Here is a 22,998-nt window from a genome sequence, read left to right as displayed (position 1 = left end):
GGATGCTTAATACAAGGAGTGGATGAAAATGTTCTCTAGAATGGCAGAGCAGAAGATTGCCGAGGCGATGGCTAAAGGTGAATTTGATCATTTGCCGGGAGCGGGCAAGCCACTGGTGATTGAGGATTTGTCACATGTTCCAGAGGAGCTTCGGATGTCATATAAGCTGTTGAAAAATGCTGGCATTTTACCAGAAGAGCTACAGCTGCAAAAGGAATGTGTCCAGCTACGTGACTTGCTTCACGCTTGCCATGAGGCAGGAGAGCAAAAGCGGATCAGTCGCAGGCTGACTGAAAAATCGCTTCGTCTTCGGATGCTGCTGGAGGAAAGAGGGCTGAATACGTCGTCTGTATTTTATGAATATGAGTCTGCTGTGCGTCAGCGACTGGAGGAATAGAAGCGAAAGGAGCCAAGGGCTGAATGCCCTTGCCCGTACATTTTGCTTTCCGTGCTTTGTCCCATTACCGTTGCAGTGCAGATAATTTCATGAGGCATTGCTTCGTTAGGATGACGGGTTCTTTGGGCAGTTTGTCCAAATGAAAGCCATCGATTAAATCCACAGCCTTCACAGGCTCGGGAGTATCCAGCAGCCCGGAAAAGTAGGCGAGCCAGCCAATGACGGCTTCCGGTGTAACTCCTTGCCGGCGCATGGCTCGGAGTGCTACGCCACCATGTCGCTTGGCCAGTCTTCGTCCATCCGGACCCAGGACAAGGGGAACATGTGCAAAACGCGGCGGCTGCAAGCCGAGAGCTTGGTATAACAATAGCTGGCGGGGAGTCGAATCAAGAAGATCATAGCCGCGCAGCACATCGGTCATATGCATATCCGCATCATCGACGACGACGGCAAGCTGATAGGAAAACATGCCGTCTGCCCGTTTGATGATAAAATCGCCCCCCTCCGCTGCAGCGAAGGATACGTGACCAGCTACCTGATCATGAAAAGAAATAATAGCATCTGGATGTTGCGGTACTTTAAAACGAAGTGAAGGGAGTTTATGCTGTGCTTTAGCCAGGGCTTCATGAGAGCTAAGATTACGACATGCCCCTGAATATGCGGGTCCTTCACCAGACAGTCCGTGCGGAGCATGGGCGGCAGCCATAATGTCTGCCCGACTGCAAAAACAAGGATACAGTAAATCTTGCCCCTGAAGTTTCTCCAATGCAGATTGGAAGCTTTCAAGCCGCTGGCTTTGAGTGTAAGGACCGTAGGGACCGCCAATATCGGGTCCTTCGTCCCAATCCAGCCCGATCCAGCGCAAATCCTCCATAATTCCTTGCGCCAATGTGCTGCGAGCTCGCGTCATATCAATATCTTCCATACGTAAAATATAGGTTCCGCCCAGGGAACGAACATGCAGCCAGGATAATAAGGCGGTGCGAGCATTTCCTAAGTGTATCCATCCCGATGGTGTTGGGGCAAAACGTCCTCTAATGGGTTGAGTTTGTAATTCCATACGAAAGTTACCTCGATTCTGTATCCCGTGTTTCTATATTCCGTCCTTCAGCAATCCTTATTAACCATATTATAAAACGATCTTGGCGCGAGTGCATCTCGACAGGTATAGGAGCTAGCACCAGAAAGTATGCATACTTGCGATGACCAGACGGAAATTTAAATATCTGTATAATAGATTTAGAAAACTTAGGCACAACAGGTCGAGGTGAAATCCCTGTACTGGGGACCAGCTTAACATTTTTTACTCGTTTTTCAATAATTACAGGTAGTGAAAAATTCAGAATAATAAAGAAATTCAAACTTAGATTCTACGCCACAAGCGTATCATTGGAGAGATTTCATTGACAGATAAACAGTTGCCTATTATGCAAGTCATCCCCGAGCTTAAACATGCGTTACTATCCCATTCAGCGGCGGTACTGATTGCACAGCCGGGAGCGGGGAAAACAACAGTAACACCATTAGAACTGTTGCATGAGCCGTGGCTGGCAGGGCAAAAGATAATTATGCTGGAGCCGCGACGTTTGGCAGCGCGTGCGGCAGCAGCACAAATGGCGAAAGCACTGGGTGAGTCCACCGGGAAGACCGTGGGTTACCGCGTTCGTATGGATACCAAGATAGGGCCAAGCACGCGGATTGAAGTGGTTACGGAGGGTGTGCTGACCCGGATGCTGCAACATGATCAGGCTTTGGAGGGAGTCGGTCTGATTATTTTTGATGAGTATCACGAGCGCAGCCTGCATGCAGATTTGGGCTTGGCACTTGCCCTGCAAAGCCAGGCGCTGCTGCGACCGGATTTGAAAATATTAATCATGTCTGCCACCCTGGAGGCAGAGCCTGTATGCAGATTGTTAGGAGATGCACCCTTACTGGAATGTCCAGGCACCGTGTTTCCGGTAGAAACCTTGTATATGCCCAAGCCTTCGTCAACCTCATTAGAATCCTTTGCAGCGGAGATCGTAGAAAAGGCGCTTCATGCTCATGAAGGCGATCTGTTGGTGTTTTTACCAGGGGCTAGAGAAATTCATAGAACGGAACGAGAGCTGACGTCCAGAAATTTACCGGCCTACGTCAAAATCATTCCACTGTATGGCAGCATGAAGCTGGAGCAGCAGGACGAGGCACTACGCCCGTCGGTTCCGGGCAGCCGAAAGGTGGTATTGGCCACCTCAATTGCCGAATCCAGCTTGACCATCGCCGGGATCACGGTGGTAATTGATAGCGGGCTGTCACGGGAATCGGTATTTTCCGCGCGAACTGGCATGAGCCGTTTGACCACCGTCAAGGTGTCCAAGGCCTCCGCCGACCAGCGGCGCGGACGGGCGGGCCGTCTTCAGCCGGGCGTGTGCTACCGGCTGTGGAGCGCGCAGGAGCATGCCGCGCTCCCAGATGCCAGCCGCCCGGAAATCGCGGCGGCCGATCTGGCCTCACTCGCACTGGAGCTGGCGACCTGGGGCGTGCACGAACCCGCCGAACTGGCCTGGCTGGATGCCCCGCCTGAGGCGGCATACCGTCAGGCCACAGGTCTGCTGCGTCAGCTTGGCTGCCTGGAGGCCGCGGCCGATGGTACAGCAGGCGGCATTACCGCGCATGGGCGCGAGGTATCCGCCTTGGGCACCCACCCGCGCCTCGGGCACATGCTGCTGCGCGCAGCAGCCCTTGGCTTGGCTCCGACTGCCAGCCGTCTGGCGGCGCTACTGCAAGAGCGGGACCCGTTCCGTGCTCATGGCGGAACGAATTTGCGCCCGCGGCTGGATGCTCTGCGCGAGGCGGCTCACGCCCGCAGGACGCATAGCTTGCTGGGGGCGGCAGACGATACGGTGATTCGACGTATCGTGCAGGAGAGTCGGCAGCTGCTAGTCACGCTGCCGGACGCAGCCGCAGCGCAGGACGAGCCTGACGGCTCCGCGGCCTGCGGGCTGCTGCTGGCCTTCGCGTATCCGGATCGGATCGCGCAGGGCAGAGGGGATGGCCGCTTTTTACTCAGCGGCGGCCGGGGGGCGCGACTCCGACAAGTGGAGTGGATGTCGCGTTCGCCCTATCTCGTTGCCGCCGAAGTAGACGACGAGGGAGCAGATGGTGCCATTCAGTTGGCGGCACCGATTGAACTGCAAGAGCTGATCCAGCATTGCAGCGATTTACTGCTGGAACAAGCCAACGTATATTGGGATAGCTCGGCTTCAGCCGTGAGAGCCCGCAAGGTAATACGGCTGGGCTCGCTCATCTTAAAGGAGACGTCTTACGAGCGACCTCCGGCAGAGGAAATCGCGGCTGCCTTAATGCAGGGGGTCCGGGAACGTGGTCTCAAGCTGCTGTCCTGGAATCGGCAAACTCTTCAGTTGCAGGCACGTTTGATTTTTATGCATTTCTCAGCACCCGAGGAATGGCCAGACAGCTCAGAATCTGCGCTACTGGATTCACTGGAATCGTGGCTGTTGCCTTATGCACTTGGAGCCAAAAATTTAGCTGATCTGCAACGACTGGACAGTAGCGAATTGCTGCTTGGCAGGTTGAATTGGGAACAGCGGCAGCAGCTTGAACAGGAAGCACCGACGCATATACGTGTACCCAGTGGTTCTCGTATTCCTGTCGATTATTCGCAACCTGAGGCACCTTCGCTGGCAGTGAGACTACAAGAACTGTTCGGCATGAAGGATACGCCCCGTATTGGACGTGGACGTGTGCCGATTGTGCTGCACCTTCTGTCACCAGCCCAGCGACCTGTGCAAGTGACATCTGACCTGTCCAGCTTCTGGAGCGAGACTTATTTTGAAGTTAAAAAGGACCTAAAAGGCAGATATCCCAAGCATTATTGGCCGGATGATCCACTAGAAGCTGTGGCGACTAACAGAGCAAAACCTAAGCGATGATCGGAAGCCGACCTTGAAGTAGACATCATTGCGAATTTTGTAAAATCGTTTAAACGTCAGGATAGTGGGGTAATAAAAAAACGAACCACTCAACAACAACAACATATTGGGAGGTAACTATCATGGCTAATAACTTAAACGATTATAATGAAAAGAAAATTGTTGGTGTTTTTGATACCGAGCAAGAAGCATCTCGTGCGATTGGACAATTGCAGAGCAAAGGAATCCCAAGCAGTGAAATTTCTGTGATTACACGTGACCGTGACGACCTCAGGACGATTAGTGAGGAGACAGGCACCAAAGCACCAGAGGGCGTGGCTACAGGAGCGGCTACCGGCGGTGTTGTAGGCGGCGTCGCTGGCTTGCTGGCAGGCATCGGGGCTCTGGCGATTCCGGGTATTGGACCTATTCTTGCTGCTGGACCTATCGCGGCTACCCTTACGGGAGCAGCTGTCGGAGCGGGAGCAGGTGGCTTGGTCGGTGGACTGGTTGGACTGGGCATTCCAGAAGATGATGCTCGTCAATACGAGACATACGTCGATCAGGGCAAGATTTTGGTCCTGGTAGATTCCGCTGATCACCACCGGGATGTATACGATATTTTCCGCACCAACCGTTCTCTGAATGCGGATCGTTACAGAACATATGATGATACGGTGGCGGATACGCGGACAGATGCGTACACAGATACTAGAAGGAACCTGTAACCATCACATGGCTGGTGGAAACGTAATTTACAATAATTTGGCTCTGTCCTCTTTTATAGGTTTTCTAAAGCAGCAGTCTCCCCGTGAGGAGACTGCTGCTTTTATGTGCTAGCTACTGATTGAATATACCTAAGATAGATGATGCTTTGCTTGGCATTGGCACCATTATCCCTCTATATATTTTTACAGGATTGTCGTTATAATAGATTTATAAATTGCTAGATGTAACAGGAGAGTGACATGAGTCAAAAAGAGAGAATTTCCGAAGTCGCTTTGCTGAGAGGGTTGGCTTTTGCAGCCGTTGTTCTTCAGCATTCCGTCGCACACTATGCGGTTGCGCCGGGGGCGCGCATCCAGGACGGAGTTGTAATGACCCTATTACTGCTGTGTTCCAAATTTGCGGTACCTGTGTTTGTGTTCATTACTGGAATGGTGCTATTTTACAATTATGATGGGGCCTTAAAATATGGCACGTTTTTACGTAAACGATTCATGGACATCATCGTTCCTTATATCATATGGTCTCTTTTATACGAGTTGGGGAATCAGCTTGCCCAAGGTGGAGGATTTATTCACCCGTTAGATTTTTTCCAGAAGCTGTTGAACGGGAAAAGCAGCTATCATCTGTGGTACATCATTATGATTATCCAATGTTATGTGTTATTTCCCGTGTTTCGTTATGCTGTACGTCGTTTGTCTGCGCTACTGCCGTCAACATGGCGACCCGCTGCATTGGCTGGATTCGGCGTCCTCTATATTTTGCTTATGTTGGCGGTGGGACCCGTATATCAAGCGATGGATCAGCTCCAGCTTCCCGTCATTTCTTCTTGGTTTACCATATACGCTGACCGGAATGTGATCTATTTTTTCTTTTATTTTATATTAGGAGCGGCAGCTGGGATGAATGTCAGGCGTTGGAATGCTTGGGTTATCAAGGCGCAGTTGATATACTGGCCGCTCTTTATCGTGATCACAGGATACTTGCTGTATGAGATGATCGGTCAGTTCCAGACGCCGCGAGGTACGGTCCTTTCTTTTAACTATTTGTCTCTGCTGCGTCCGGTTATGGCTGTATATTGCATCACGTCTATTTTTGTAGCTTATCGGGTAGCAACGTGGATTGCTCACAAGGGAGGACGTGCGGCGCGGATGCTGACCGTCATGGGAACGTTGTCCTATGGAGCATATCTGATGCACGCCTTTATGCTGCGCGTAACCTACTATTTTGATGGAACGTTGTTTACAGATTGGAGTCACGTTCCTCGTACACTGGCTTCATTCGTTCTCTGTATAATCTTTTCTCTTTTTGGAACATGGTTGCTGGCACACTTGCCTATGGGCAAATGGATCGTGGGGCTTCGGATTCGTTTCCGCCCTGCTGGAAGCCCGCCTGCCCTGCAGAAGCAAAATCTCAAAATCTAGTCATATACCATAAAAAGTAACCCGAAGCTCGGGAAGAAGATTGAGCTACGGGTTACTTTTTTAAGTTTAATTATGTTATTTCAATATATGAAAAATTCAAAATAGAAAACTACAAAATCATTTACTCAGCGACATGCATACTACTCTAGAACGTTTCATTTTATTGCACTCGCCACCTTCAAACAGGTCACAAGGAATGGAGAATTATCGTAAGCTCTCATATTTATGAAAGGAAATAGTCTATGGACGCAGAGTGGTTTATAATGGAAGATAAGAGACTTGAATAAGATGTAGAGGAGGTTGTGAAATGGCGTTTATGATATCCCAGCGGGCTTTTATCAAAATTTATCTGATCACAATGGTAGAGAGGCATCGCGGATATGGATATCAGATGCTCGAATCGATGAAAGATGAGTTCAGTAGTTTCGGCTATGTTCCACCTCAAAGCGAGGTATACCGGGCACTGCATGAACTGGTCCAGGAAGGCGTTTTTTACCGTACCAAGAAATTAAAAGGAACAGACCCGCGTGTAGATTTTCAGGAGATTGTGCTCTATCATTTCACAGACGATGGGGAAGAGAAAGCACGGCTGTACAAAAAGCAGGTCAAAGCCGATCTGGACCGTTGCTTAGGTATGCTGCATAAAGCGGAACAAGACAACTATTCCTAACGACGAAAGGATGAGAATGATGGGTAGAAAGCTGAAATGGGGCATTTTAGGCACGGCGGAGATCGCTAGAATTGCTGTAATTCCGGCGATTCAGCAGTCCGAACGCGGAGAAGTGCTAGGCATTGCCAGTCGTGATGTGGATAAAGCCGCCGAGGCTGCCCGGGAGTTCGATATTCCGAGAAGTTATGGAAGCTATGACGAGCTGTTGGCAGATCCTGACATCGGAGCGGTGTATATCCCGTTACCGAACCATTTGCATGAAGAGTGGACCATTAAGGCCGCGGAGGCCGGGAAGCATGTTTTGTGTGAAAAACCGTCTTCTCTTAGCTCGGCCGGAACAAGCCGTATGATTGAAGCGTGTCGCCGGGCAGGAGTGACGTTTGCGGAAGCTTTTATGTATCGCTATCATCCCAAACATCGAAGAATTAAGGAAATCATCAATAGTGGGGAAATTGGTGACATTCGCGGCATTCATTGTACGTTTACATTTAACAATACCGATCAGGCAGACAATGTACGCTTTAATAAAAGCATGGGCGGCGGCTCGTTATATGATGTGGGCGTGTATCCGATCTCAGCCGCTCGTATGTATTTGGATCGGGAGCCGGAGGCAGTGACGGTACATGCTTTATTTTCCCCCGAGCATGACAACGTTGATATGATGGCTTCCGGCCTGCTGGAATTTCCGGGTGGAGTCAACCTTACCTTCGATTGTGGTATGTGGGCAGCCAACCGTTCCAATATGGAAATTCTCGGTAGCAAGGGTACGATTGCTATGCCCAAAATGTTCGGTTGGGAAAGAACGTCTGTCGTACCGCAGATTTTCGTTCATGTCGGCTCGGTTACGCGTGAGGAACGTTTGAAAGGTTTTAATTCTTTTGAATTGCAAGCAGATGCTTTTGCCGAAGCGGTGCTTGACGGTATCCCGTTGCCATATGAGCCAGAAGATGCGGTGAGCAATATGAAGGTAATCGACGCTTGTATTGGGTCAGCTCGCAGTCGAAAGCGGATAGAAATTGGGTAAGCGAGATCATCGTATTTTCGGAAGACATAGAAAAGCAGCCTGTCTATGGACAAGCTGCTTTTTTAGATGAACCAATACATAGATATCTTCAATGAACTTTTGCACATGCTAGCATCACATATTTTCATCATAATCTGTGACATCACGCTTGGCGGCTGTCGCAGGCGAGTTTGATGTGCCGTATTTTTCCACCGCGTCCCATGCGCCCGCATCGTCAAATCGCCCTGCATTCCGTTGGCGAACCTCACCTGCACCTTTGGGTGGCGGAGTCATAACCTGTTCCTCGATTGGGCGGTCATTTGATAATTCTCGATTTGGAGTGTGCTCGACGGTATAGGCGGTATATGGAATGGCCTGCAACCGTTCAAAAGGAATTTCTTCGCCGCTCTCCACACATATTCCATACGTTCCGTCCTGCATCCGTTGCAAGGCTGCATTGACCTGCTCCAGCTCGTTCTCCAGCGACTCATTAATCGCCAGATCACGGGATCGTTCAAAGGTTTCCGTCCCTATATCAGCGGGGTGGTTATCGTAGGACGAGAGCTCACCTGTGGAATCTGTCAGTGCTTCTCCCAATTGCGTATTTTCTTGACCGTTTTGCTTAAAATGCTTTTCTAAATCCTTTTTCTGCTCCAGCAACATATGTTTCAGCTCTGCAAGCTGCGAATCGTTCAAATGTTTCATGATCATCTCTCCCCTTCATGGTCTGTATGAGTGGCGCGTATGCTTTTTTATACCCGTTCATAAGGCAGCGCAATCAGCAGAGACTTTTATTCCCAGCCTAGAATGTGATATAAAAAGAATAGTGTGTTAAGGAGGGAAAACCGATGGATGAACATATGAAGCGTCGTCTGGATAAGCAAAAGCAGTTGTTTAAACAACTGGGCATTCAGCTGGACGCGCTCTCCATTCATGAGAAACAGTTTAAAAATAAAATGCGTGGCTATGATCCAGACGAGGTAGATGCCTTTCTGGATGAAGTGATCAAGGATTACGAACGCTTTTATGCGAATATAGCCGACCTGATGGACAAGTGGCAGGAGCAGCAGGCAACCATACGTGATTTGAAAAATGCACCCAAGCCTGCCGCCGACTTTAATGCACTTGACCGTCGTCAACTGGAAGATATCATCAAGCAGCTAGAATATAGTGTGCGCCAATTAAAAGTGCGAGTACGCCCTGAAAATGACTTTTTTCCCGAGTAAGGAGTAGTAAGCACTGTGTCGCTGACCCTAATGTGGTATGATGTAAACATGCATTTTACCAAATATTTAATGAGGCACACATATAAAGGTGGTTAACATGAGTACCCATTTTTCCGTTAGTATCCATTGTCTGCTTCTTCTGGCTGAAGGAGCACCCGAGCGAATGACTTCGTCACTTATTGCTTCCAGCATTAATACCAATCCGGTAGTTGTGAGAAGAATTATGAGCCGGCTCAAGCAAGCGGGTCTGGTGGATTCGTCGCCAGGAGCGCGCGGCTTTCGTCTAAGCATGTCAAGTTCCAACATCAATCTGAAAATGATCTATGAAGCAACCAAGGATGAAGGTCCGCTGTTCGCCATTCATACCGACAGCAACTGTAATTGCGAGGTTGGCAGGAACATAGACGCTTTGTTGGATGGTTTATACACCGTGGCAGAGCAGAAAATACAGGCGTTTTTCGAGACCGTTACGTTGCGTGATCTGGAGCAGGCTCTCAAGCAGCGGGTTGGGCAACAAAGTTCATCCGTGTAATGACGCCGCTAAGGAGAAATTGATATGAAAATCATCGTACTTTCAGACACTCATATGCCGCATAGAAGCAAAACGCTGCCTAGTCGGCTTGTACAGGAGCTAAAGGGCAGTGACCTTATTCTCCACGCCGGAGATTGGACGGATTGGTTCGTCTATGAATGTCTAGCTGAATTTGCGCCTGTGCAAGGCATAGCTGGAAACAATGATGGAACCGACATCGTGGAGCGTCTAGGTTATCAACGAATCGTTGAAGCCCAAGGCAAGCGAATCGGCATGGTTCATGGTCATGGCTGGCGCGGCTCGACAGAAAATATCGCGTTAAACACGTTTAAGGGAGAAACACTGGATTGCCTGATTTATGGACATTCCCATATTCCTGTGGTCAAAAAGATAGATCATCTGCTTGTCCTTAACCCCGGGTCTCCGACGGACAAACGCGGTGAAGACGAATATTCATTTATCGTGCTGACGATTGAAGGCGGGCGGATGGAAGCACAGCTTGTTCTTTATCCAGATAAACGTTAATTTAAAAACCAACAACTGTTGATTAAAGGGGAAGCTATGGCTATTTTTGATTTAGAACCGATGAAGCATCATGTGTTGATCTGCAATGGAGGCACATGTCTGCGACATGAGGGTGAAGAAGTTACCCAAGCAATTCGGGATGAAATTCGTAAACAACAAGCAGAAGCCTATATTCACACAACCAGAACTCGTTGTAATGGGCGCTGCCATGATGCGGCCGTTGTAATCGTATATCCGCAAGGGGACTGGTATGGTCAAATGACCCCGGCCTCAGGTACAGAGTTGGTGCAGAAGCTCGTAGCGGGAGAGAAGCTGGAGCCTCATCTTTTTCATGAGTGTACACGTAAATCCAGCTCGGAATAATCCAGTTAACTATTAATAAAGAACATGTGTAGAGAAAATCTTTCGGAGGTTTTCTCTTTTTTGCGTTTAATCCCCGATTTGAAAGGTAAAAGTATACTGTGAACACAATCCGATAGGGAGGGAAGAAAGATGACCCCATTTGAAGATAATCTACACGGTAAGAATGAGCAAAAAGACCAGACGGGGAGAGAAACGACGGAGTCTAAACATCAGAATCAGCCGATTAATCGTGATCATGCGGAACAGTATCCAACAGATCAGGAAAGCTTATTCGACAGGTTTGAAATTGAGCAGACAGTAGATGCCATTCCCGTAGAGGATTTAAAGATGGAAAGACAGGAGGAGAGAGACAAGGATGTAACCAAGCACACCTCTTCCAGTGAGAAAAAATATAATGGCAACGTATAATTTTCAACTAACTGGTAATATTTAAAAAGAAATCTCTTGACTTTAAGATATGTAGGATGTATATTAAGTTACGAAAAGTAATTAATTTTTCTCAGGAGGTAACAAAATGACTAAAGACTTCTTCACAGCGCTAAAAGACAGACGCTCCTATTATGGCATTAGCAAAGAACAAGTAATTTCTGACCAACGAATTCAAGAGATTGTAGAGGAAGCTGTGAAGTATACACCTACTTCTTTCAACTCCCAAACTTCACGCGCTGTAGTGTTGCTCGGAGAGCATCATGACAAACTGTGGAATATTACAGAAGATATTTTGCGGGAAGTGGTAGGCAATGAAGAACAATTCAAATCTACTGCTGAGAAAATGAATGGTTTCCGCAGCGGTTACGGAACAGTGTTGTTTTTTGAAGACAACAACGTGATCGCTGGTCTGCAACAACAATTTGAAGCATATGCGGACAATTTCCCAATCTGGGCCAATCAATCTAACGGCATGCTGCAATTGGTGGTATGGACGGCTCTGGAGCAAGAAGGACTCGGTGCGTCCCTTCAGCATTACAACCCACTGATCGATGAAAAAGTGAAAAACGAATGGAACATTCCTGAGCATTGGAAACTGATTGCTGAAATGCCATTTGGTAAACCGACCTTCCAACCAGGCGACAAGGAATTCCAACCTATTGAAGAACGCGTAAAAACATTTAAATAATGATTACAATAGTATAATGAGTCAGATTCGATCTGAGAACAGCACTGCGGATAATCCACAGTGCTGTTTGCCATTCCATTTTTTAAGGAATGTGACCTTTTTGACCATGGGGAACAAGGTTAATTCATCTGTAAATAGGTGATATTATGTTTGAAATTGGATGAGAAGTTTACATAAGTGTGATTGCTTTTTTGTAGATGTTTATTTGCGCGCATTTGAAGGAGGAATTATGGCATGAACTACGATTGCATTATTGTCGGTGGGGGGATCGCCGGACTGCAAGCAGCGATTCAATTGGGCAGATACAGCAGTCATCGGGTACTTGTGATAGATTCGGGCTATGGTCGATCAACGCTGTGCCAACAGTATCATAATATTTTGGGCTTTCCAGACGGAATTTCTGGTGACGAGCTACGACGACTCGGACGTAGTGAAGCCACGAAGCTAGGCGCAGAATTTATTGATGGCAAGGCGCTAAAAGCGATCAAGCGAGATGAGCTTTTTAACATTGAAGTGGAGACAGGTTTAGTATATACGTCAAAAACGCTATTATTAGCCACAGGGCTAACGGACCGTTTTCCAAAACTGGAAGGGTTACAAGCCTGCTTGGGCAACAGTGTGTATGTATGCCCGGACTGTGACGGATACGAGGTCCAGGATCGCAGGACGGTCGTGATGGGGGCGGGCAAAGCGGGAGCTTCCATGGCTTTAATTTTGTCAGCACGTACCGATCAACTGGTTTATGTCAATCATGAGCGTTCAGAAGTACCGAACGAGCTGATCGTCAAGCTGCGGGAAAAAGGGATCGAATATAAGGAGTCAGCCATTATTGAGATTATCACCGGACAACCGGGCTGTTTTGAGGGAGTGCAGTTGGCTGATGGACAAGTCGTTCGAGCAGAACGGGGCTTCTTAGCTTTTGGAAGCAACCATGTTCATTCAGAGCTGGCGGAGCAACTAGGTGTCCGTCTGCTGCACAACAAGCATGTTGAGACTCATCCCCGCAGCAAAATGACCAATGTAGAGAATGTATGGGTTGCCGGAGACTTAGGGGCTCATGCCGAGCAAGCGACTGTAGCGATGGGAGAAGGAGCGATGTCAGCAATCTGGATACACAAGGTATTATCCGGGATGAAAACAAAAGTACCGCAACTCTGAGAGCTGCGGTTTAGAACGAAGGGTGTGTACTTGGTTGAAGATGAGGTTCGAAGCGTCTTAACTGCTCGCTCATGCCATACTTGCGTAAAATTTCCGTCTGTTTGGTACCGATGAGATCAAAATGAGGATAGGGCTGACGCTGATGTATATATTGAGGGTCCAATCCGTTATGGTTGCACCATAAGCGCAGCTTATCCAAGTCAGAACAGCCCACCTTGGTGACCGTTGTAATGCCTGGAAAACGGTCATCCAGCCAGTAATGCGTAAGAAAAGCAATTTCGCCACGGCTGACTTCTCTTTTCCAGCTCAGCAGTTCCTGCCGGGTAATGCCAAATGCCATCGGTCTCATCCTTTCCTGGCTCATTCCTGAAATCATGTGCTATTGCTGCGATTGTCCCATTATTTACGTTTTACTGCTTGTATTATGATCCACATGGAGTAACACAATAACAGGAGAGCGAGTGGCGATCTCCTGTTATTGGTTTTAGAGCCATCTTTCGGCCCAGCTCTCCACACCATTCAATGCATCACCTAGCTCTTTACCTTTACGTGTCAGCGAATATTCGGTACGCACAGGCCGTTCTGTGATGACATTGCGAAGGATTAAGCCCGAAAGCTCTAGCTCCTTGATGCGCTCGTTCAGCATGCGTTTGCTAAGATCAGGTATGGAAACTTGAATTTCACTAAATCGTTTGGGATGTTCCATCAAAGTATGAATGATGAGAGCGGTCCATTTTTTGCTGATGATCTGAAAGGACTGTTCTACCTTACCGCACAAAAGCTTAGGCTGCCTGTCGTCGCTCATCTGAATCCCCTCAATTTCATTGTTGTTTTAAACAGTATACTAAAAGTAACTCTGTATACCAATAGTAACTATAATGCTTTGTATCAACTGTGACAATTTTAACAGTTTTTTCTCTTTCATATCATCAATCATACCACAGAAAACGTTATCATTACAGGATATATCGAATGTTCACGATTTCGCTAAAATTTGATTGACTTGCCCCTTATTTTGGGTGTATTATGGGTTACGTTAATTCCTCAGGTAACTTTTAATAACCTCATCTTTTATAATGGGAAGAAGGAATATTTCATGGATTCGATGACATTTGTCTTATTTGGAGCGACAGGGGATTTGGCCAAACGCAAAATTTACCCTGCCTTGTATAATTTGTTTGTAGAAGGTAAAATTCCGGCTTCCTTTTCTGTAATTGGGATGGGGCGTCGTGAAGTGGCTAACGAGCAATTTCAAAGTAATGTAGAGCAATCCATTAAGGATTTTTCCAGACATGTGAACGATGACCGTGCACAGATGGATCAGTTCTTAAGTGCTTTCCGTTACTGTGCATTGAACGTTAACCACCCGGAAGATTATAAAAAGCTGCTACAGCTTGCTGAGCAACGTGAAAATGACTTGGGAATTCCGGGGAACCGCATGTTTTACTTATCGGTGGCACCGGAATTTTTTGATGTGATTGCCCATAACATTCGCGAAAGCGGTTTGGCTGAAACAAAGGGTTGGAAACGACTCATTATTGAAAAACCATTTGGGCATGATTTGGAATCGGCTCGTGAGCTGAATGATCGCCTGAGCAGAACCTTTGCTGAGGATGAGATTTATCGTATTGACCATTACTTAGGTAAGCCGATGGTTCAAAACCTCGAAGCCTTGAAATTTGCTAATCCATTGCTTCAAGGGGTATGGAACAATCAATACATTGCTAATATACAAATTACCGCTTCTGAGACTGTAGGCGTAGAGGAGCGAGCAGGGTACTACGATCACTCCGGCGCTATTCGTGATATGGTACAAAATCACATGCTGCAGGTGCTGATGATGACGGCTATGAACAAGCCGGGACATATCACAGCAGATCAAGTGCGGGACGAAAAAAGTAAGGTAATGAACGCGCTTCGTGCCCTTGATCCTTCCGATATTGCTTCCAACGTAGTTAGAGGACAATATACCGCAGGTGAGATCAACAGAAAAGCAGTTCCTTCCTATAAAGAGGAGCCAGACATCGGACCTGATTCGCAAAATGATACGTTCATTTCAGCCCGCCTTTGGATTGACAATGAACAATGGTCGGGTGTGCCGTTCTATATTCGTACTGGTAAACGAATGAAAGAAAAATCCACTCGTATCGTCGTGGAATTTAAAAAGGATATTACAGACCCTTATGCTGCTCAAGGGCAACCGACAGACCCGAACTTGCTGATCATCCATGTTAACCCGGATGAAAAGGTAACGCTTCGTCTCAACAGTAGAGATCCGCTAAACAACGGCCAGTTAGAGACGGTTCTGATGAATTATCATTCCGAGGCCAAGGATGTTCCAGAAGCCTATGAACGTCTCATCTTTGATGCGCTGCGCGGCGATTCCACCTTTTTTGCTCATTGGAACGAAGTGGAGCTTTCATGGGTGTGGGTTCAACCCGTACTCGAAGCCTTTGCCCGTGGCGAAGTTCCGCTTCACACGTATGCGGCAGGCTCTTACGGCCCAGCAGCTTCTGATAAATTGTTGGAAGAGCAAGGCTTTACATGGTGGTTGGACGAAAAGTCCGAAAGTGCTGAAAAAGCAGTCGTTCGTTCTTAATCCAACCCAAAAGTAGGTACAAAAATATATTTTGCTACGGCAGGAGGCCTTTATAATGCAAGTAGGATTAATTGGTTTGGGAAAAATGGGTTTGAATCTTGGTAAAAACTTGATCGATCATAAGCACGAAGTTGTAGCTTACGACGTCAATGCAGCTGCAATCCAAGAAATGAAGGACTATGGAGCTACAGGTGCTTCTACTTTGGAAGAGCTTGTGCAAGCAACTCAATCCCCGAGAGTACTGTGGATCATGGTTCCTCACCAAATCGTGGATTCTGTGCTGGATCAGCTTCAACCCATGTTGTCCAAAGGGGACATCATTATTGAAGGCGGAAATTCTCATTACAAAGAATCCATTGCTCGCCATGCTCGTCTGAAAGAATACGGTATCAGCTTCATGGATGCAGGAACTTCCGGCGGGATGGAAGGTGCACGCAATGGTGCTTGTTACATGATCGGTGGCGATCCAGAAGCCTGGGCAGTTGTTGAGCCGATTTTCCGCGATACAGCGGTGGAAAATGGTTATTTGTATGCAGGTAAATCCGGTAGCGGACATTTTCTGAAAATGGTTCACAATGGTGTGGAATACGGTATGATGGCTTCCATTGGTGAAGGCTTTGAAGTACTTGAGAAAAGCAACTTTGACTTTGATTATGAACAAGTAGCGCGCGTGTGGAACAATGGTTCCGTTATCCGCTCTTGGCTGATGGGATTGACTGAACGCGCATTTTCCAAAGATGCAAACCTGGACGAAATCCGCGGGGTTATGCACTCTTCCGGTGAAGGTAAATGGACGGTTGAGGAAGCGCTGGACCTTCAGGCAGCAACTCCGGTCATTGCCTTGTCCTTGCTGATGCGCTACCGTTCGCTGGATGTCGATACATTCAACGGAAAAGTAGTCGCAGCGCTGCGTAATGAATTTGGCGGCCATGCTGTAGAAAAGAAGTAATAATAACGTTATAAGTTAGCATCTATCCCCGTATCTTTATGACTGCGGGGATATTGCTATATATTTTGATCATCAGGTTTTTGTAAAATCCTCGCTTATGCATATTTTTCCTTGTATATCCGCACAATAGGTAAAAAAAGGCGGAAGGATGAATTGCATATGTGCAAAAGATTTTCGTTATCGGCTGATTTGGATGAGGTAAGGGATCATTTTGGTATACAACGTGTGATGTATTATTATAAAACACGTTATAACATGAGTCCCACCCAGCATGTTCCAATTGTGCTGCATCAGGATGGAGAACGGGTGCTTGATGAATTTCGCTGGGGATTTATTCCTTATTGGGGTAAGGATTGTGTTAATGCAGACCTGAATACTGTTCGGGTAAATCCTAGTTATCGGAAGATGGCGGAAACCCGCCGCTGTATTATTCCTTGTAATGGTTTTTATTATTGGCGAAAATTAGGCAAACGCATGTGTGCTGTCCGAGTGGTATTGCCGGAACAGAAAATGTTTGCGGTCGCGGGGCTCTATGAAATATGGCAGGATAGCCGAAAGGAGCCGTTACGCACCTGTACGATGATGACAGTTCAGGCCAATACGGATATACGTGAATTTGACAGCCGGATGCCCGCTATTTTGGAAGCAGACCAAATAGATTCATGGCTAGATCCGTCGATCCAGAACATTGATGAGCTGCTGCCCTTATTACGCACTTATGAGCAAGGTGGTATGAGCATCTATCCGGTGACCCCGCTGGTGGCCAATGATGAACATGATAGCCGTGAATGCATTCAGGAAATGGATTTACAGTGCTCCTGGATTAAACCTTAAATGTATGAAGATTTGTATCCATTATTGATCATAAGATTCCCGCCACCTGCATAGGTATGTATTGGGGAACAAGCGTCATAATCCGGGGAGAGGGGAAACGGCCGAAGGAGTATCTCATATGGGATGGAGGCGATTGGAATGAGTAACGATACACTCATCCAGCTGCTGGTGCTCATGGTGACGATCATCGGTCTGGTCCAAAACCGGTAACTGACAGGTTCCAGAAGGCGGGAGAATTGCCGTAGGCAATCTTCCGTTTTTTTTGCATTAAAAGCTCGCAGATTCAGGAAGCTTGCGGTACAATAGATGCTGGGCTACGGGTGACAAGACACCTGAATATACGTCTACATACGATGCATTTTTAAGGGAGAGCGAATCATGAGTGAATTAACTTCATTACCCCCAGCTAAAAAAAGAAAATTGCTATTTAGCGCAGGCCTTAGCTGGCTGTTTGATGCTATGGATGTGGGACTGCTTTCATTTATAGTGGCAGCTTTGGCTAAGGAGTGGCATCTCCAATCAGAGCAGATTGGTCTGCTGACTGCGATGAATTCAATAGGAATGGTGTTCGGGGCCGCTTTGGCGGGGATTTTGGCGGATCGTTACGGCAGACGCGCCATATTAGTGTGGACACTGTTGATCTTTTCCATTGCCAGTGGCTTATCCGCTTTTGCGACAGGTCTCGGAATGCTGCTGGTGCTGCGTTTTATTGCTGGTGCAGGCTTGGGCGGGGAATTGCCTGTTGCTTCGACGCTGGTGTCAGAATCAGTGCCTGTAAAAGAACGAGGAAGAGCAGTTGTGTTGCTGGAAAGCTTTTGGGCGGCAGGCTGGATTCTTTCGGCTCTTATTGCTTATTTTGTTATTCCGAAATACGGTTGGCAAATGGCATTTATTCTCGGCGCAGTACCTGCGCTGTACGCTCTTTATTTGCGCAAAGCTATTGAGGATTCACCGCGATACAAGCAGCAAAGCGTCAAACTTCCGTTACGTGCACGCTTGGCTGCGATTTGGTCGGGACCCCATCGCAAGTCTACGCTAATGCTGTGGATTTTATGGTTTACAGTTGTATTTTCATATTATGGCATGTTCCTGTGGTTGCCAAGCATGATGTTTATGAAGGGATTTGAGCTGGTTAAAAGCTTTGAGTATGTCCTAATCATGACACTTGCACAATTACCAGGTTATTTTACCGCTGCCTATCTGATTGAAAAGCTGGGTCGCAAATTTGTACTGATCATCTACTTGTTGCTCACGGCAGTGTCAGCTATTTGGTTTGGAACATCGGAAACGGCAGGGATGTTGTTGGCTGCTGGTATCTGCCTGTCTTTCTTTAATCTCGGTGCATGGGGAGCCATGTATGCTTATACCCCGGAGCTGTACCCAACGTCTGCTCGTTCTACCGGTGTGGGTATGGCAGCTGCATTTGGCCGTATTGGCGGCGTGATCGGGCCTTTTGTGGTAGGTATACTCGTAGGACAAGGCATAGCGTTACCATCTATCTTTGCGATTTTTTTCGTAGCGATCCTGATCGGAGCAGCTGCTGTATGGTTGCTGGGTACCGAAACTAAAAATCAGGAGATTGACTAACCTTTACATTCACCTGTGTAAACATTCATAATACAAGAGAGAGGAGTGACCTGAAATGGAGCATACCTTTCTGCTCAAGGCAGACTGGAACGGGGGACGCAACAGCGATGGGCGTATTGAGGCCGGACAGTTGCGGACAGCGATTTCGATTCCGGCTGAGATGGGAGGCCCTGGTGTGGGCACCAATCCGGATGAAATGCTGCTCGGAGCAGCTGCTACCTGCTATTTGATTACTTTGGCGGCGATGATGGAGCGTGCCAGTCTCCCGGTGGTATCATTGGCACTGGAATCCGAAGGGATTGTCGATGTAACGAACAACATTTTTACATATCGCCGAATCGTGCATCGTCCACGAGTTCTATTGTCCGTCGATGCAACAGAATCGCAAATCGAACAAGCATTGCGCCTTGCAGAGCAGGCTGAAACCTCATGCATGATCTCGCGTGCCGTAGCAGGAAATGTAGCATTGTCTACAGAACCTGTGGTGAAGCGTGCCTCTTAAAGCAGTATCTGTAACAGGAGCAATCATTCCAATTGCCCGTCATTTTTTTAATCCAAGGAGGACACAACCATGACAGCACAACAAAAATTGCTCGTATTCGCAGGCTCTTACGCCGAATTGGAAGGTAACGGAGTTTATTCGTATACTTTTAATGAACAGACAGGAGCCCTGACACTACAGGGTGAGTTCTCCGGCTTGAAAAATCCTACATTTCTAAATGTAGACGTTAAAAATCGGAAGCTGTATTCCATTGGCGAGACGACTTCCGCTGCAGGAGCGAAGGTAGGCGAAGCCTCTGCTTTTGAAATTGACCCGGTTAAAGGCACATTCACTTTGCTGAATCGCGCGGAAAACGTAGGCTCCACAACATGCCACATTCAACGTGATCCATCCGATCGTTACCTGATTGTAGTCAGCTACCACGGAGGTATGGTAGGACTGGTATCCCTGACTGAGGACGGGCGTATCGGTGAATTGCTGGATGTAAAACAGCACGAGGGCAAAGGAGCGCATCCTGAGCGTCAGGATCGTCCACATCCACATTCCAGTTTCTTTAGCCCGGACGGCCGCTTCCTGTTCGTACAAGATCTTGGACTGGATCTGATCCGTATTTATACCATTGATGACAGCAAAGGGCAACTGGTGCTGCACGGTGAAACGAAAACCCATGCAGGTGCAGGCCCACGTCACTTGACGTTCCACCCGAACGGTAAATTTGCTTTTGTTATTAATGAAGTGGATTCTTCCATTACTTCTTTCGCATATGATGCAGAAGCTGGCAAGCTTACTGAGCTTGAGAGCGTACCGACATTGCCGTCTGACTTTACTGGCGAAAACACAACTGCAGAAATTGCGATCTCACAGGATGGCGCTTATCTGTACGGTTCCAACCGTGGACATGATAGCATCGTGGTATACGCTGTAGATGGAGCCACTGGCAAGTTGAGCTTGGTTGAGCATGTATCTGTCGAAGGCGAGCATCCGCGTCATTTTGCTTTGACACCTAATGGTGACTATATGCTCGTGGCTAACCGCGACACCAACAATATTGTTACCTTCAAAGTGGACAAAGCAAGCGGTCGCTTAACCTACACCGGACAACAAGTAACTGTGTCCAAACCAGTATGCGTGCAGCCTTTTTACTTTTCCGTGTCAAAATAGGGCAACTTCTATATCATGCGGAGTGCTAAAGTGACGGTATGCGGCTTGTGTTCACTACGAGAACGGATTATTCTTCCGGTCGCTGTTGCCCCGGATTTCTTGGTTGTATGTTCAAGGGTAGAAATCCGGGGGCAAAGGCGAACGCTCCGCTTCTTCAGACAATTCCGTCCTCTCCGCTGCTTTATTTCTTTTGGCAATCACTTGTTTATACAGAAAAAATGAATTTGCATATGTTGATGGTTTCGGTGAATTAACTAGGCATAAAAATTTATTAGTAGAAACGGCTCGTAGGATAACCTGCAGCCGTTTTTATTTTAGCGCTTAGTCACTTCTAAGAAAGGTCATTGCTTACAAAATTATTCTGAAGTTTTAAGATCATAAATAAGATACGAATAATTTCGGTAAGAAAAGGGTACATATGTTATAAGCAGAACAGTTATCCCATTTGTAAATTTAGGACAGGCACTGTGACTCCATATAGAAGTTGGGTATTTTTATAAAAATTTACATTTTAGCTGAGCATCGGTACTAGTTTACTAGATGGTTGTTGTTTTGAGACAAACTTATGAAAAATGAGGATGACAAGGATAAGCTGAGTACGAAGCGGACAGATGGGTTTGGAGCAGCGATCGGAGAAACCATCTATTTGCGCAGTGGGTTACACACATTGCACGTATTCTAAAAAGAGAGAGGGATTCAAATGAAAATAATCATTACACAAAAGGAAGCCGCCGACAAAGGAATCTGGACAGAGATTATGGGGATGTTTGCTGTAACCAAAGAGGACGAGGTATGGCAAAATGAAGAGTTTATTCTCACCGAGGAACAGGCACGTCAGGTGGGATTACTAAAATAACAAAGGTAAATAGGACATGTCATCAAGTTTTAAGACCAAGTCTTAAAAAATCGTAACTTATTTTTTATGTATCTGATACACTTTTTAACCGTTCAAAGTTTATGATAGGTACACAAGGGTAATGAAGCTTACAGACACCGTGTACATACCCAAACGGCAAGGAGAGATCAGACATGATGAAATTAGCTTCGAAATGGACCGTATTGACTTTGATGATGATGCTGATTACGACGGCAGGGGCAACAGCACAAGGCTACACACCTGTTGCAGATGCTGAAAATCAGGAGACCGTATATATAAACCAAATGGACATTCGCGATGGACAAATTTATTTGTCAGCAGATCCGATTGAATGGTACGAAGGCGCAGCAGCAGACAAAGCATTTGTGGAGCATGAAGGAAATACAGGATTGGACGGAGCGCCGGATGGCTACTACATCGTAAACAATTCCGTGCAAAATGACGTGTATCAGGTTGCACCAGATGCTTCGGTAGAGGTGCAGATTTATGATCACACAGGGAATATAGAAGATACAGACGTGCAATGGAACGAATCCATTCCTTTGGCACAATTTGAGAAGGATTTTGCCAAAAAGGATGTTCTGGACCTCAGCCAATTTCCATACCATGTTACGCTTCGTGACGGTAAGGTTGTAAAAATCGTGCAGCAGTTCATTCCTTAAACAATAAGCTTATACAGACACGTACTTCTTACTTGATCACAAATCAGGGAAGTACGTGTTTTTTATATTTTGTAACAAAAAAAAGAGGATATCCATCCCATAAAGGGTGCGGACATCCTCTTCTCTTCATATATATAATTAGAACGATTTTGCTGCGTCTACTGCACGTTGTACGGCAGAAGCAACGATCTCTTGTGCTTGGTCAGGAGCTTGGTTATGTCCTTCCAGTACAACCTTCACGATGTCTTTTACGCCGAAGAAGGTTAAGATGTTACTCATGAAGTTCAAAGACATTTCAGCAGCAGCAGCAGGCCCTTCGGAATAAACGCCGCCTCTTGCATTCAACAGGGCTACTTTAGTGTCAGTTACAAGACCTACAGGACCTTCAGCAGTGTATTTGAATGTTTTACCAGCTTGGTTCAGGTAGTCAATGTATGTGTGCAGTACAGCTGGAATAGTCATATTCCAGAGTGGGAAAGCAAATACGACTTTGTCTGCTGCCAAGAATTGATCCAGGTAACCATTAGCGATGTTTGCCAGGCGAGCTTCTTCTGCATTCAGCTCCATGCCTCTTGCGGATTTGAACGTACCGTTGATCATGTTAGCGTTCAGATAAGGAAGTTCGACGGAGAACAGGTCCAGCTCAGTGATTTCATCAGATGGGTGAGAAGACTTGTAGCTTTCCACGAATGCGTTATACAATTTAACTGTTGCGGATTCTTCAGCTGTACGATCATTAGCTTTGACAAATAATACTTTAGACATGATTTTATTT

Annotated in this window: 26 protein-coding genes; 21 read left to right on the top strand and 5 right to left on the bottom strand. The window is 46.9% G+C overall.

Features of this window, described 5'->3' with window-relative positions:
* The first annotated feature begins 22 nt into the window (after positions 1-22).
* Positions 23-397: a DnaJ family domain-containing protein gene (locus tag ACXHJ2_RS12610; RefSeq protein ID WP_165079972.1), complete on the top strand. Its 375-nt coding sequence runs from the start codon at positions 23-25 to the stop codon at positions 395-397.
* Between the two features lie 64 nt (positions 398-461).
* On the opposite strand, the gene gluQRS is transcribed toward ACXHJ2_RS12610, so the two are convergent.
* Positions 462-1,457 carry a tRNA glutamyl-Q(34) synthetase GluQRS gene (gluQRS, locus tag ACXHJ2_RS12605; protein WP_165079971.1) on the bottom strand — a complete coding sequence of 332 codons (996 nt, stop codon included), beginning with the start codon at positions 1,455-1,457 and terminating at the stop codon, positions 462-464.
* 343 nt (positions 1,458-1,800) lie between these two features.
* Between gluQRS and hrpB the strand changes: the two genes are divergently transcribed.
* The 5 genes from hrpB to ACXHJ2_RS12580 all read left to right on the top strand — a co-directional run bounded on the left by hrpB (position 1,801) and on the right by ACXHJ2_RS12580 (position 8,152).
* Positions 1,801-4,329, top strand: a complete 2,529-nt coding sequence (gene hrpB, locus ACXHJ2_RS12600; RefSeq protein ID WP_165079970.1) for an ATP-dependent helicase HrpB — start codon at positions 1,801-1,803, stop codon at positions 4,327-4,329.
* A gap of 122 nt (positions 4,330-4,451) precedes the next feature.
* Positions 4,452-5,036, top strand: coding sequence for a general stress protein (locus ACXHJ2_RS12595; protein WP_013370825.1), 585 nt, complete (start codon positions 4,452-4,454; stop codon positions 5,034-5,036).
* A gap of 240 nt (positions 5,037-5,276) precedes the next feature.
* Positions 5,277-6,458 (top strand): acyltransferase, encoded by a 1,182-nt coding sequence (locus ACXHJ2_RS12590; protein WP_165079969.1) that lies wholly within the window; start codon positions 5,277-5,279, stop codon positions 6,456-6,458.
* 307 nt (positions 6,459-6,765) lie between these two features.
* Positions 6,766-7,128, top strand: a complete 363-nt coding sequence (locus tag ACXHJ2_RS12585; RefSeq protein ID WP_063208734.1) for a helix-turn-helix transcriptional regulator — start codon at positions 6,766-6,768, stop codon at positions 7,126-7,128.
* Between the two features lie 19 nt (positions 7,129-7,147).
* Positions 7,148-8,152, top strand: a complete 1,005-nt coding sequence (locus tag ACXHJ2_RS12580; RefSeq protein WP_165080174.1) for a Gfo/Idh/MocA family protein — start codon at positions 7,148-7,150, stop codon at positions 8,150-8,152.
* A gap of 114 nt (positions 8,153-8,266) precedes the next feature.
* Here ACXHJ2_RS12580 and ACXHJ2_RS12575 read toward each other — a convergent pair whose 3' ends face one another.
* Entirely contained in the window at positions 8,267-8,836 is a 570-nt protein-coding gene (locus ACXHJ2_RS12575; RefSeq protein ID WP_063208730.1) for a TraR/DksA C4-type zinc finger protein, read from the bottom strand.
* A gap of 143 nt (positions 8,837-8,979) precedes the next feature.
* On the opposite strand from ACXHJ2_RS12575, the gene ACXHJ2_RS12570 reads away from it, so the two are divergent.
* The 7 genes from ACXHJ2_RS12570 (at position 8,980) to ACXHJ2_RS12540 (ending at position 13,052) form a co-directional block, all read left to right on the top strand.
* Positions 8,980-9,357, top strand: a complete 378-nt coding sequence (locus ACXHJ2_RS12570) for a DivIVA domain-containing protein (protein ID WP_064797970.1) — start codon at positions 8,980-8,982, stop codon at positions 9,355-9,357.
* A gap of 97 nt (positions 9,358-9,454) precedes the next feature.
* The gene (locus ACXHJ2_RS12565) at positions 9,455-9,889 is read left to right on the top strand and encodes an Rrf2 family transcriptional regulator (RefSeq protein ID WP_058710495.1); all 435 of its coding nucleotides are present in this window, start codon (positions 9,455-9,457) and stop codon (positions 9,887-9,889) included.
* A gap of 24 nt (positions 9,890-9,913) precedes the next feature.
* Positions 9,914-10,414 carry a metallophosphoesterase family protein gene (locus tag ACXHJ2_RS12560; RefSeq protein WP_063208726.1) on the top strand — a complete coding sequence of 167 codons (501 nt, stop codon included), beginning with the start codon at positions 9,914-9,916 and terminating at the stop codon, positions 10,412-10,414.
* Between the two features lie 36 nt (positions 10,415-10,450).
* A complete protein-coding gene (locus tag ACXHJ2_RS12555; protein ID WP_064797969.1) occupies positions 10,451-10,777 on the top strand; it encodes a (2Fe-2S) ferredoxin domain-containing protein in 327 nt (108 codons plus the stop codon).
* A gap of 129 nt (positions 10,778-10,906) precedes the next feature.
* Positions 10,907-11,185, top strand: a complete 279-nt coding sequence (locus ACXHJ2_RS12550) for a hypothetical protein (protein WP_063208722.1) — start codon at positions 10,907-10,909, stop codon at positions 11,183-11,185.
* 106 nt (positions 11,186-11,291) lie between these two features.
* Complete coding sequence (locus ACXHJ2_RS12545; RefSeq protein WP_040101518.1) at positions 11,292-11,894, top strand: nitroreductase family protein; 603 nt, start codon at positions 11,292-11,294, stop codon at positions 11,892-11,894.
* A gap of 234 nt (positions 11,895-12,128) precedes the next feature.
* Positions 12,129-13,052 carry an NAD(P)/FAD-dependent oxidoreductase gene (locus ACXHJ2_RS12540; protein WP_165079968.1) on the top strand — a complete coding sequence of 308 codons (924 nt, stop codon included), beginning with the start codon at positions 12,129-12,131 and terminating at the stop codon, positions 13,050-13,052.
* Positions 13,053-13,062: 10 nt separating this feature from the next.
* On the opposite strand, the gene ACXHJ2_RS12535 is transcribed toward ACXHJ2_RS12540, so the two are convergent.
* A complete protein-coding gene (locus ACXHJ2_RS12535) occupies positions 13,063-13,392 on the bottom strand; it encodes a hypothetical protein (protein ID WP_165079967.1) in 330 nt (109 codons plus the stop codon).
* Between the two features lie 144 nt (positions 13,393-13,536).
* Positions 13,537-13,857 (bottom strand): winged helix-turn-helix transcriptional regulator, encoded by a 321-nt coding sequence (locus ACXHJ2_RS12530; protein WP_014599691.1) that lies wholly within the window; start codon positions 13,855-13,857, stop codon positions 13,537-13,539.
* Positions 13,858-14,148: 291 nt separating this feature from the next.
* Between ACXHJ2_RS12530 and zwf the strand changes: the two genes are divergently transcribed.
* The 8 genes from zwf to ACXHJ2_RS12490 all read left to right on the top strand — a co-directional run bounded on the left by zwf (position 14,149) and on the right by ACXHJ2_RS12490 (position 22,223).
* Entirely contained in the window at positions 14,149-15,651 is a 1,503-nt protein-coding gene (gene zwf / locus ACXHJ2_RS12525) for a glucose-6-phosphate dehydrogenase (protein ID WP_165079966.1), read from the top strand.
* A gap of 55 nt (positions 15,652-15,706) precedes the next feature.
* Entirely contained in the window at positions 15,707-16,600 is an 894-nt protein-coding gene (gnd, locus tag ACXHJ2_RS12520) for a phosphogluconate dehydrogenase (NAD(+)-dependent, decarboxylating) (RefSeq protein WP_142613020.1), read from the top strand.
* A 159-nt stretch (positions 16,601-16,759) separates the two neighbouring features.
* Positions 16,760-17,434 (top strand): SOS response-associated peptidase, encoded by a 675-nt coding sequence (locus tag ACXHJ2_RS12515; protein ID WP_165079965.1) that lies wholly within the window; start codon positions 16,760-16,762, stop codon positions 17,432-17,434.
* 378 nt (positions 17,435-17,812) lie between these two features.
* The gene (locus ACXHJ2_RS12510) at positions 17,813-19,021 is read left to right on the top strand and encodes an MFS transporter (RefSeq protein WP_165079964.1); all 1,209 of its coding nucleotides are present in this window, start codon (positions 17,813-17,815) and stop codon (positions 19,019-19,021) included.
* 55 nt (positions 19,022-19,076) lie between these two features.
* Positions 19,077-19,523 (top strand): OsmC family protein, encoded by a 447-nt coding sequence (locus ACXHJ2_RS12505; RefSeq protein WP_013370846.1) that lies wholly within the window; start codon positions 19,077-19,079, stop codon positions 19,521-19,523.
* Positions 19,524-19,592: 69 nt separating this feature from the next.
* Positions 19,593-20,684, top strand: a complete 1,092-nt coding sequence (locus ACXHJ2_RS12500; protein WP_165079963.1) for a lactonase family protein — start codon at positions 19,593-19,595, stop codon at positions 20,682-20,684.
* 700 nt (positions 20,685-21,384) lie between these two features.
* Entirely contained in the window at positions 21,385-21,540 is a 156-nt protein-coding gene (locus ACXHJ2_RS12495) for a hypothetical protein (protein WP_013370850.1), read from the top strand.
* A 173-nt stretch (positions 21,541-21,713) separates the two neighbouring features.
* The gene (locus ACXHJ2_RS12490) at positions 21,714-22,223 is read left to right on the top strand and encodes a hypothetical protein (protein WP_040101511.1); all 510 of its coding nucleotides are present in this window, start codon (positions 21,714-21,716) and stop codon (positions 22,221-22,223) included.
* A 138-nt stretch (positions 22,224-22,361) separates the two neighbouring features.
* Here the strand turns inward: ACXHJ2_RS12490 and ACXHJ2_RS12485 are convergent, their stop codons facing one another.
* Positions 22,362-22,988, bottom strand: a complete 627-nt coding sequence (locus ACXHJ2_RS12485; RefSeq protein ID WP_016821060.1) for an FMN-dependent NADH-azoreductase — start codon at positions 22,986-22,988, stop codon at positions 22,362-22,364.
* Positions 22,989-22,998: the final 10 nt, after the last annotated feature.

It is taken from the genome of Paenibacillus sp. ALE3 (assembly GCF_054113405.1).
This window is presented reverse-complemented; position numbering and strand designations above follow the sequence as displayed.

Excerpts from the sequence above, each read along its gene's own strand:
- ACXHJ2_RS12610 (WP_165079972.1), top strand. The coding sequence starts at position 23 with ATGAAAATGTTCTCTAGAATGGCAGAGCAGAAGATTGCCGAGGCGATG.
- gluQRS (WP_165079971.1), bottom strand. The coding sequence starts at position 1,457 with ATGGAATTACAAACTCAACCCATTAGAGGACGTTTTGCCCCAACACCA.
- ACXHJ2_RS12595 (WP_013370825.1), top strand. The coding sequence starts at position 4,452 with ATGGCTAATAACTTAAACGATTATAATGAAAAGAAAATTGTTGGTGTT.
- ACXHJ2_RS12590 (WP_165079969.1), top strand. The coding sequence starts at position 5,277 with ATGAGTCAAAAAGAGAGAATTTCCGAAGTCGCTTTGCTGAGAGGGTTG.
- ACXHJ2_RS12585 (WP_063208734.1), top strand. The coding sequence starts at position 6,766 with ATGGCGTTTATGATATCCCAGCGGGCTTTTATCAAAATTTATCTGATC.
- ACXHJ2_RS12580 (WP_165080174.1), top strand. The coding sequence starts at position 7,148 with ATGGGTAGAAAGCTGAAATGGGGCATTTTAGGCACGGCGGAGATCGCT.
- ACXHJ2_RS12575 (WP_063208730.1), bottom strand. The coding sequence starts at position 8,836 with ATGAAACATTTGAACGATTCGCAGCTTGCAGAGCTGAAACATATGTTG.
- ACXHJ2_RS12570 (WP_064797970.1), top strand. The coding sequence starts at position 8,980 with ATGGATGAACATATGAAGCGTCGTCTGGATAAGCAAAAGCAGTTGTTT.
- ACXHJ2_RS12565 (WP_058710495.1), top strand. The coding sequence starts at position 9,455 with ATGAGTACCCATTTTTCCGTTAGTATCCATTGTCTGCTTCTTCTGGCT.
- ACXHJ2_RS12560 (WP_063208726.1), top strand. The coding sequence starts at position 9,914 with ATGAAAATCATCGTACTTTCAGACACTCATATGCCGCATAGAAGCAAA.
- ACXHJ2_RS12555 (WP_064797969.1), top strand. The coding sequence starts at position 10,451 with ATGGCTATTTTTGATTTAGAACCGATGAAGCATCATGTGTTGATCTGC.
- ACXHJ2_RS12550 (WP_063208722.1), top strand. The coding sequence starts at position 10,907 with ATGACCCCATTTGAAGATAATCTACACGGTAAGAATGAGCAAAAAGAC.
- ACXHJ2_RS12545 (WP_040101518.1), top strand. The coding sequence starts at position 11,292 with ATGACTAAAGACTTCTTCACAGCGCTAAAAGACAGACGCTCCTATTAT.
- ACXHJ2_RS12540 (WP_165079968.1), top strand. The coding sequence starts at position 12,129 with ATGAACTACGATTGCATTATTGTCGGTGGGGGGATCGCCGGACTGCAA.
- ACXHJ2_RS12535 (WP_165079967.1), bottom strand. The coding sequence starts at position 13,392 with ATGGCATTTGGCATTACCCGGCAGGAACTGCTGAGCTGGAAAAGAGAA.
- ACXHJ2_RS12530 (WP_014599691.1), bottom strand. The coding sequence starts at position 13,857 with ATGAGCGACGACAGGCAGCCTAAGCTTTTGTGCGGTAAGGTAGAACAG.
- zwf (WP_165079966.1), top strand. The coding sequence starts at position 14,149 with ATGGATTCGATGACATTTGTCTTATTTGGAGCGACAGGGGATTTGGCC.
- gnd (WP_142613020.1), top strand. The coding sequence starts at position 15,707 with ATGCAAGTAGGATTAATTGGTTTGGGAAAAATGGGTTTGAATCTTGGT.
- ACXHJ2_RS12515 (WP_165079965.1), top strand. The coding sequence starts at position 16,760 with ATGTGCAAAAGATTTTCGTTATCGGCTGATTTGGATGAGGTAAGGGAT.
- ACXHJ2_RS12510 (WP_165079964.1), top strand. The coding sequence starts at position 17,813 with ATGAGTGAATTAACTTCATTACCCCCAGCTAAAAAAAGAAAATTGCTA.
- ACXHJ2_RS12505 (WP_013370846.1), top strand. The coding sequence starts at position 19,077 with ATGGAGCATACCTTTCTGCTCAAGGCAGACTGGAACGGGGGACGCAAC.
- ACXHJ2_RS12500 (WP_165079963.1), top strand. The coding sequence starts at position 19,593 with ATGACAGCACAACAAAAATTGCTCGTATTCGCAGGCTCTTACGCCGAA.
- ACXHJ2_RS12495 (WP_013370850.1), top strand. The coding sequence starts at position 21,385 with ATGAAAATAATCATTACACAAAAGGAAGCCGCCGACAAAGGAATCTGG.
- ACXHJ2_RS12490 (WP_040101511.1), top strand. The coding sequence starts at position 21,714 with ATGATGAAATTAGCTTCGAAATGGACCGTATTGACTTTGATGATGATG.
- ACXHJ2_RS12485 (WP_016821060.1), bottom strand. The coding sequence starts at position 22,988 with ATGTCTAAAGTATTATTTGTCAAAGCTAATGATCGTACAGCTGAAGAA.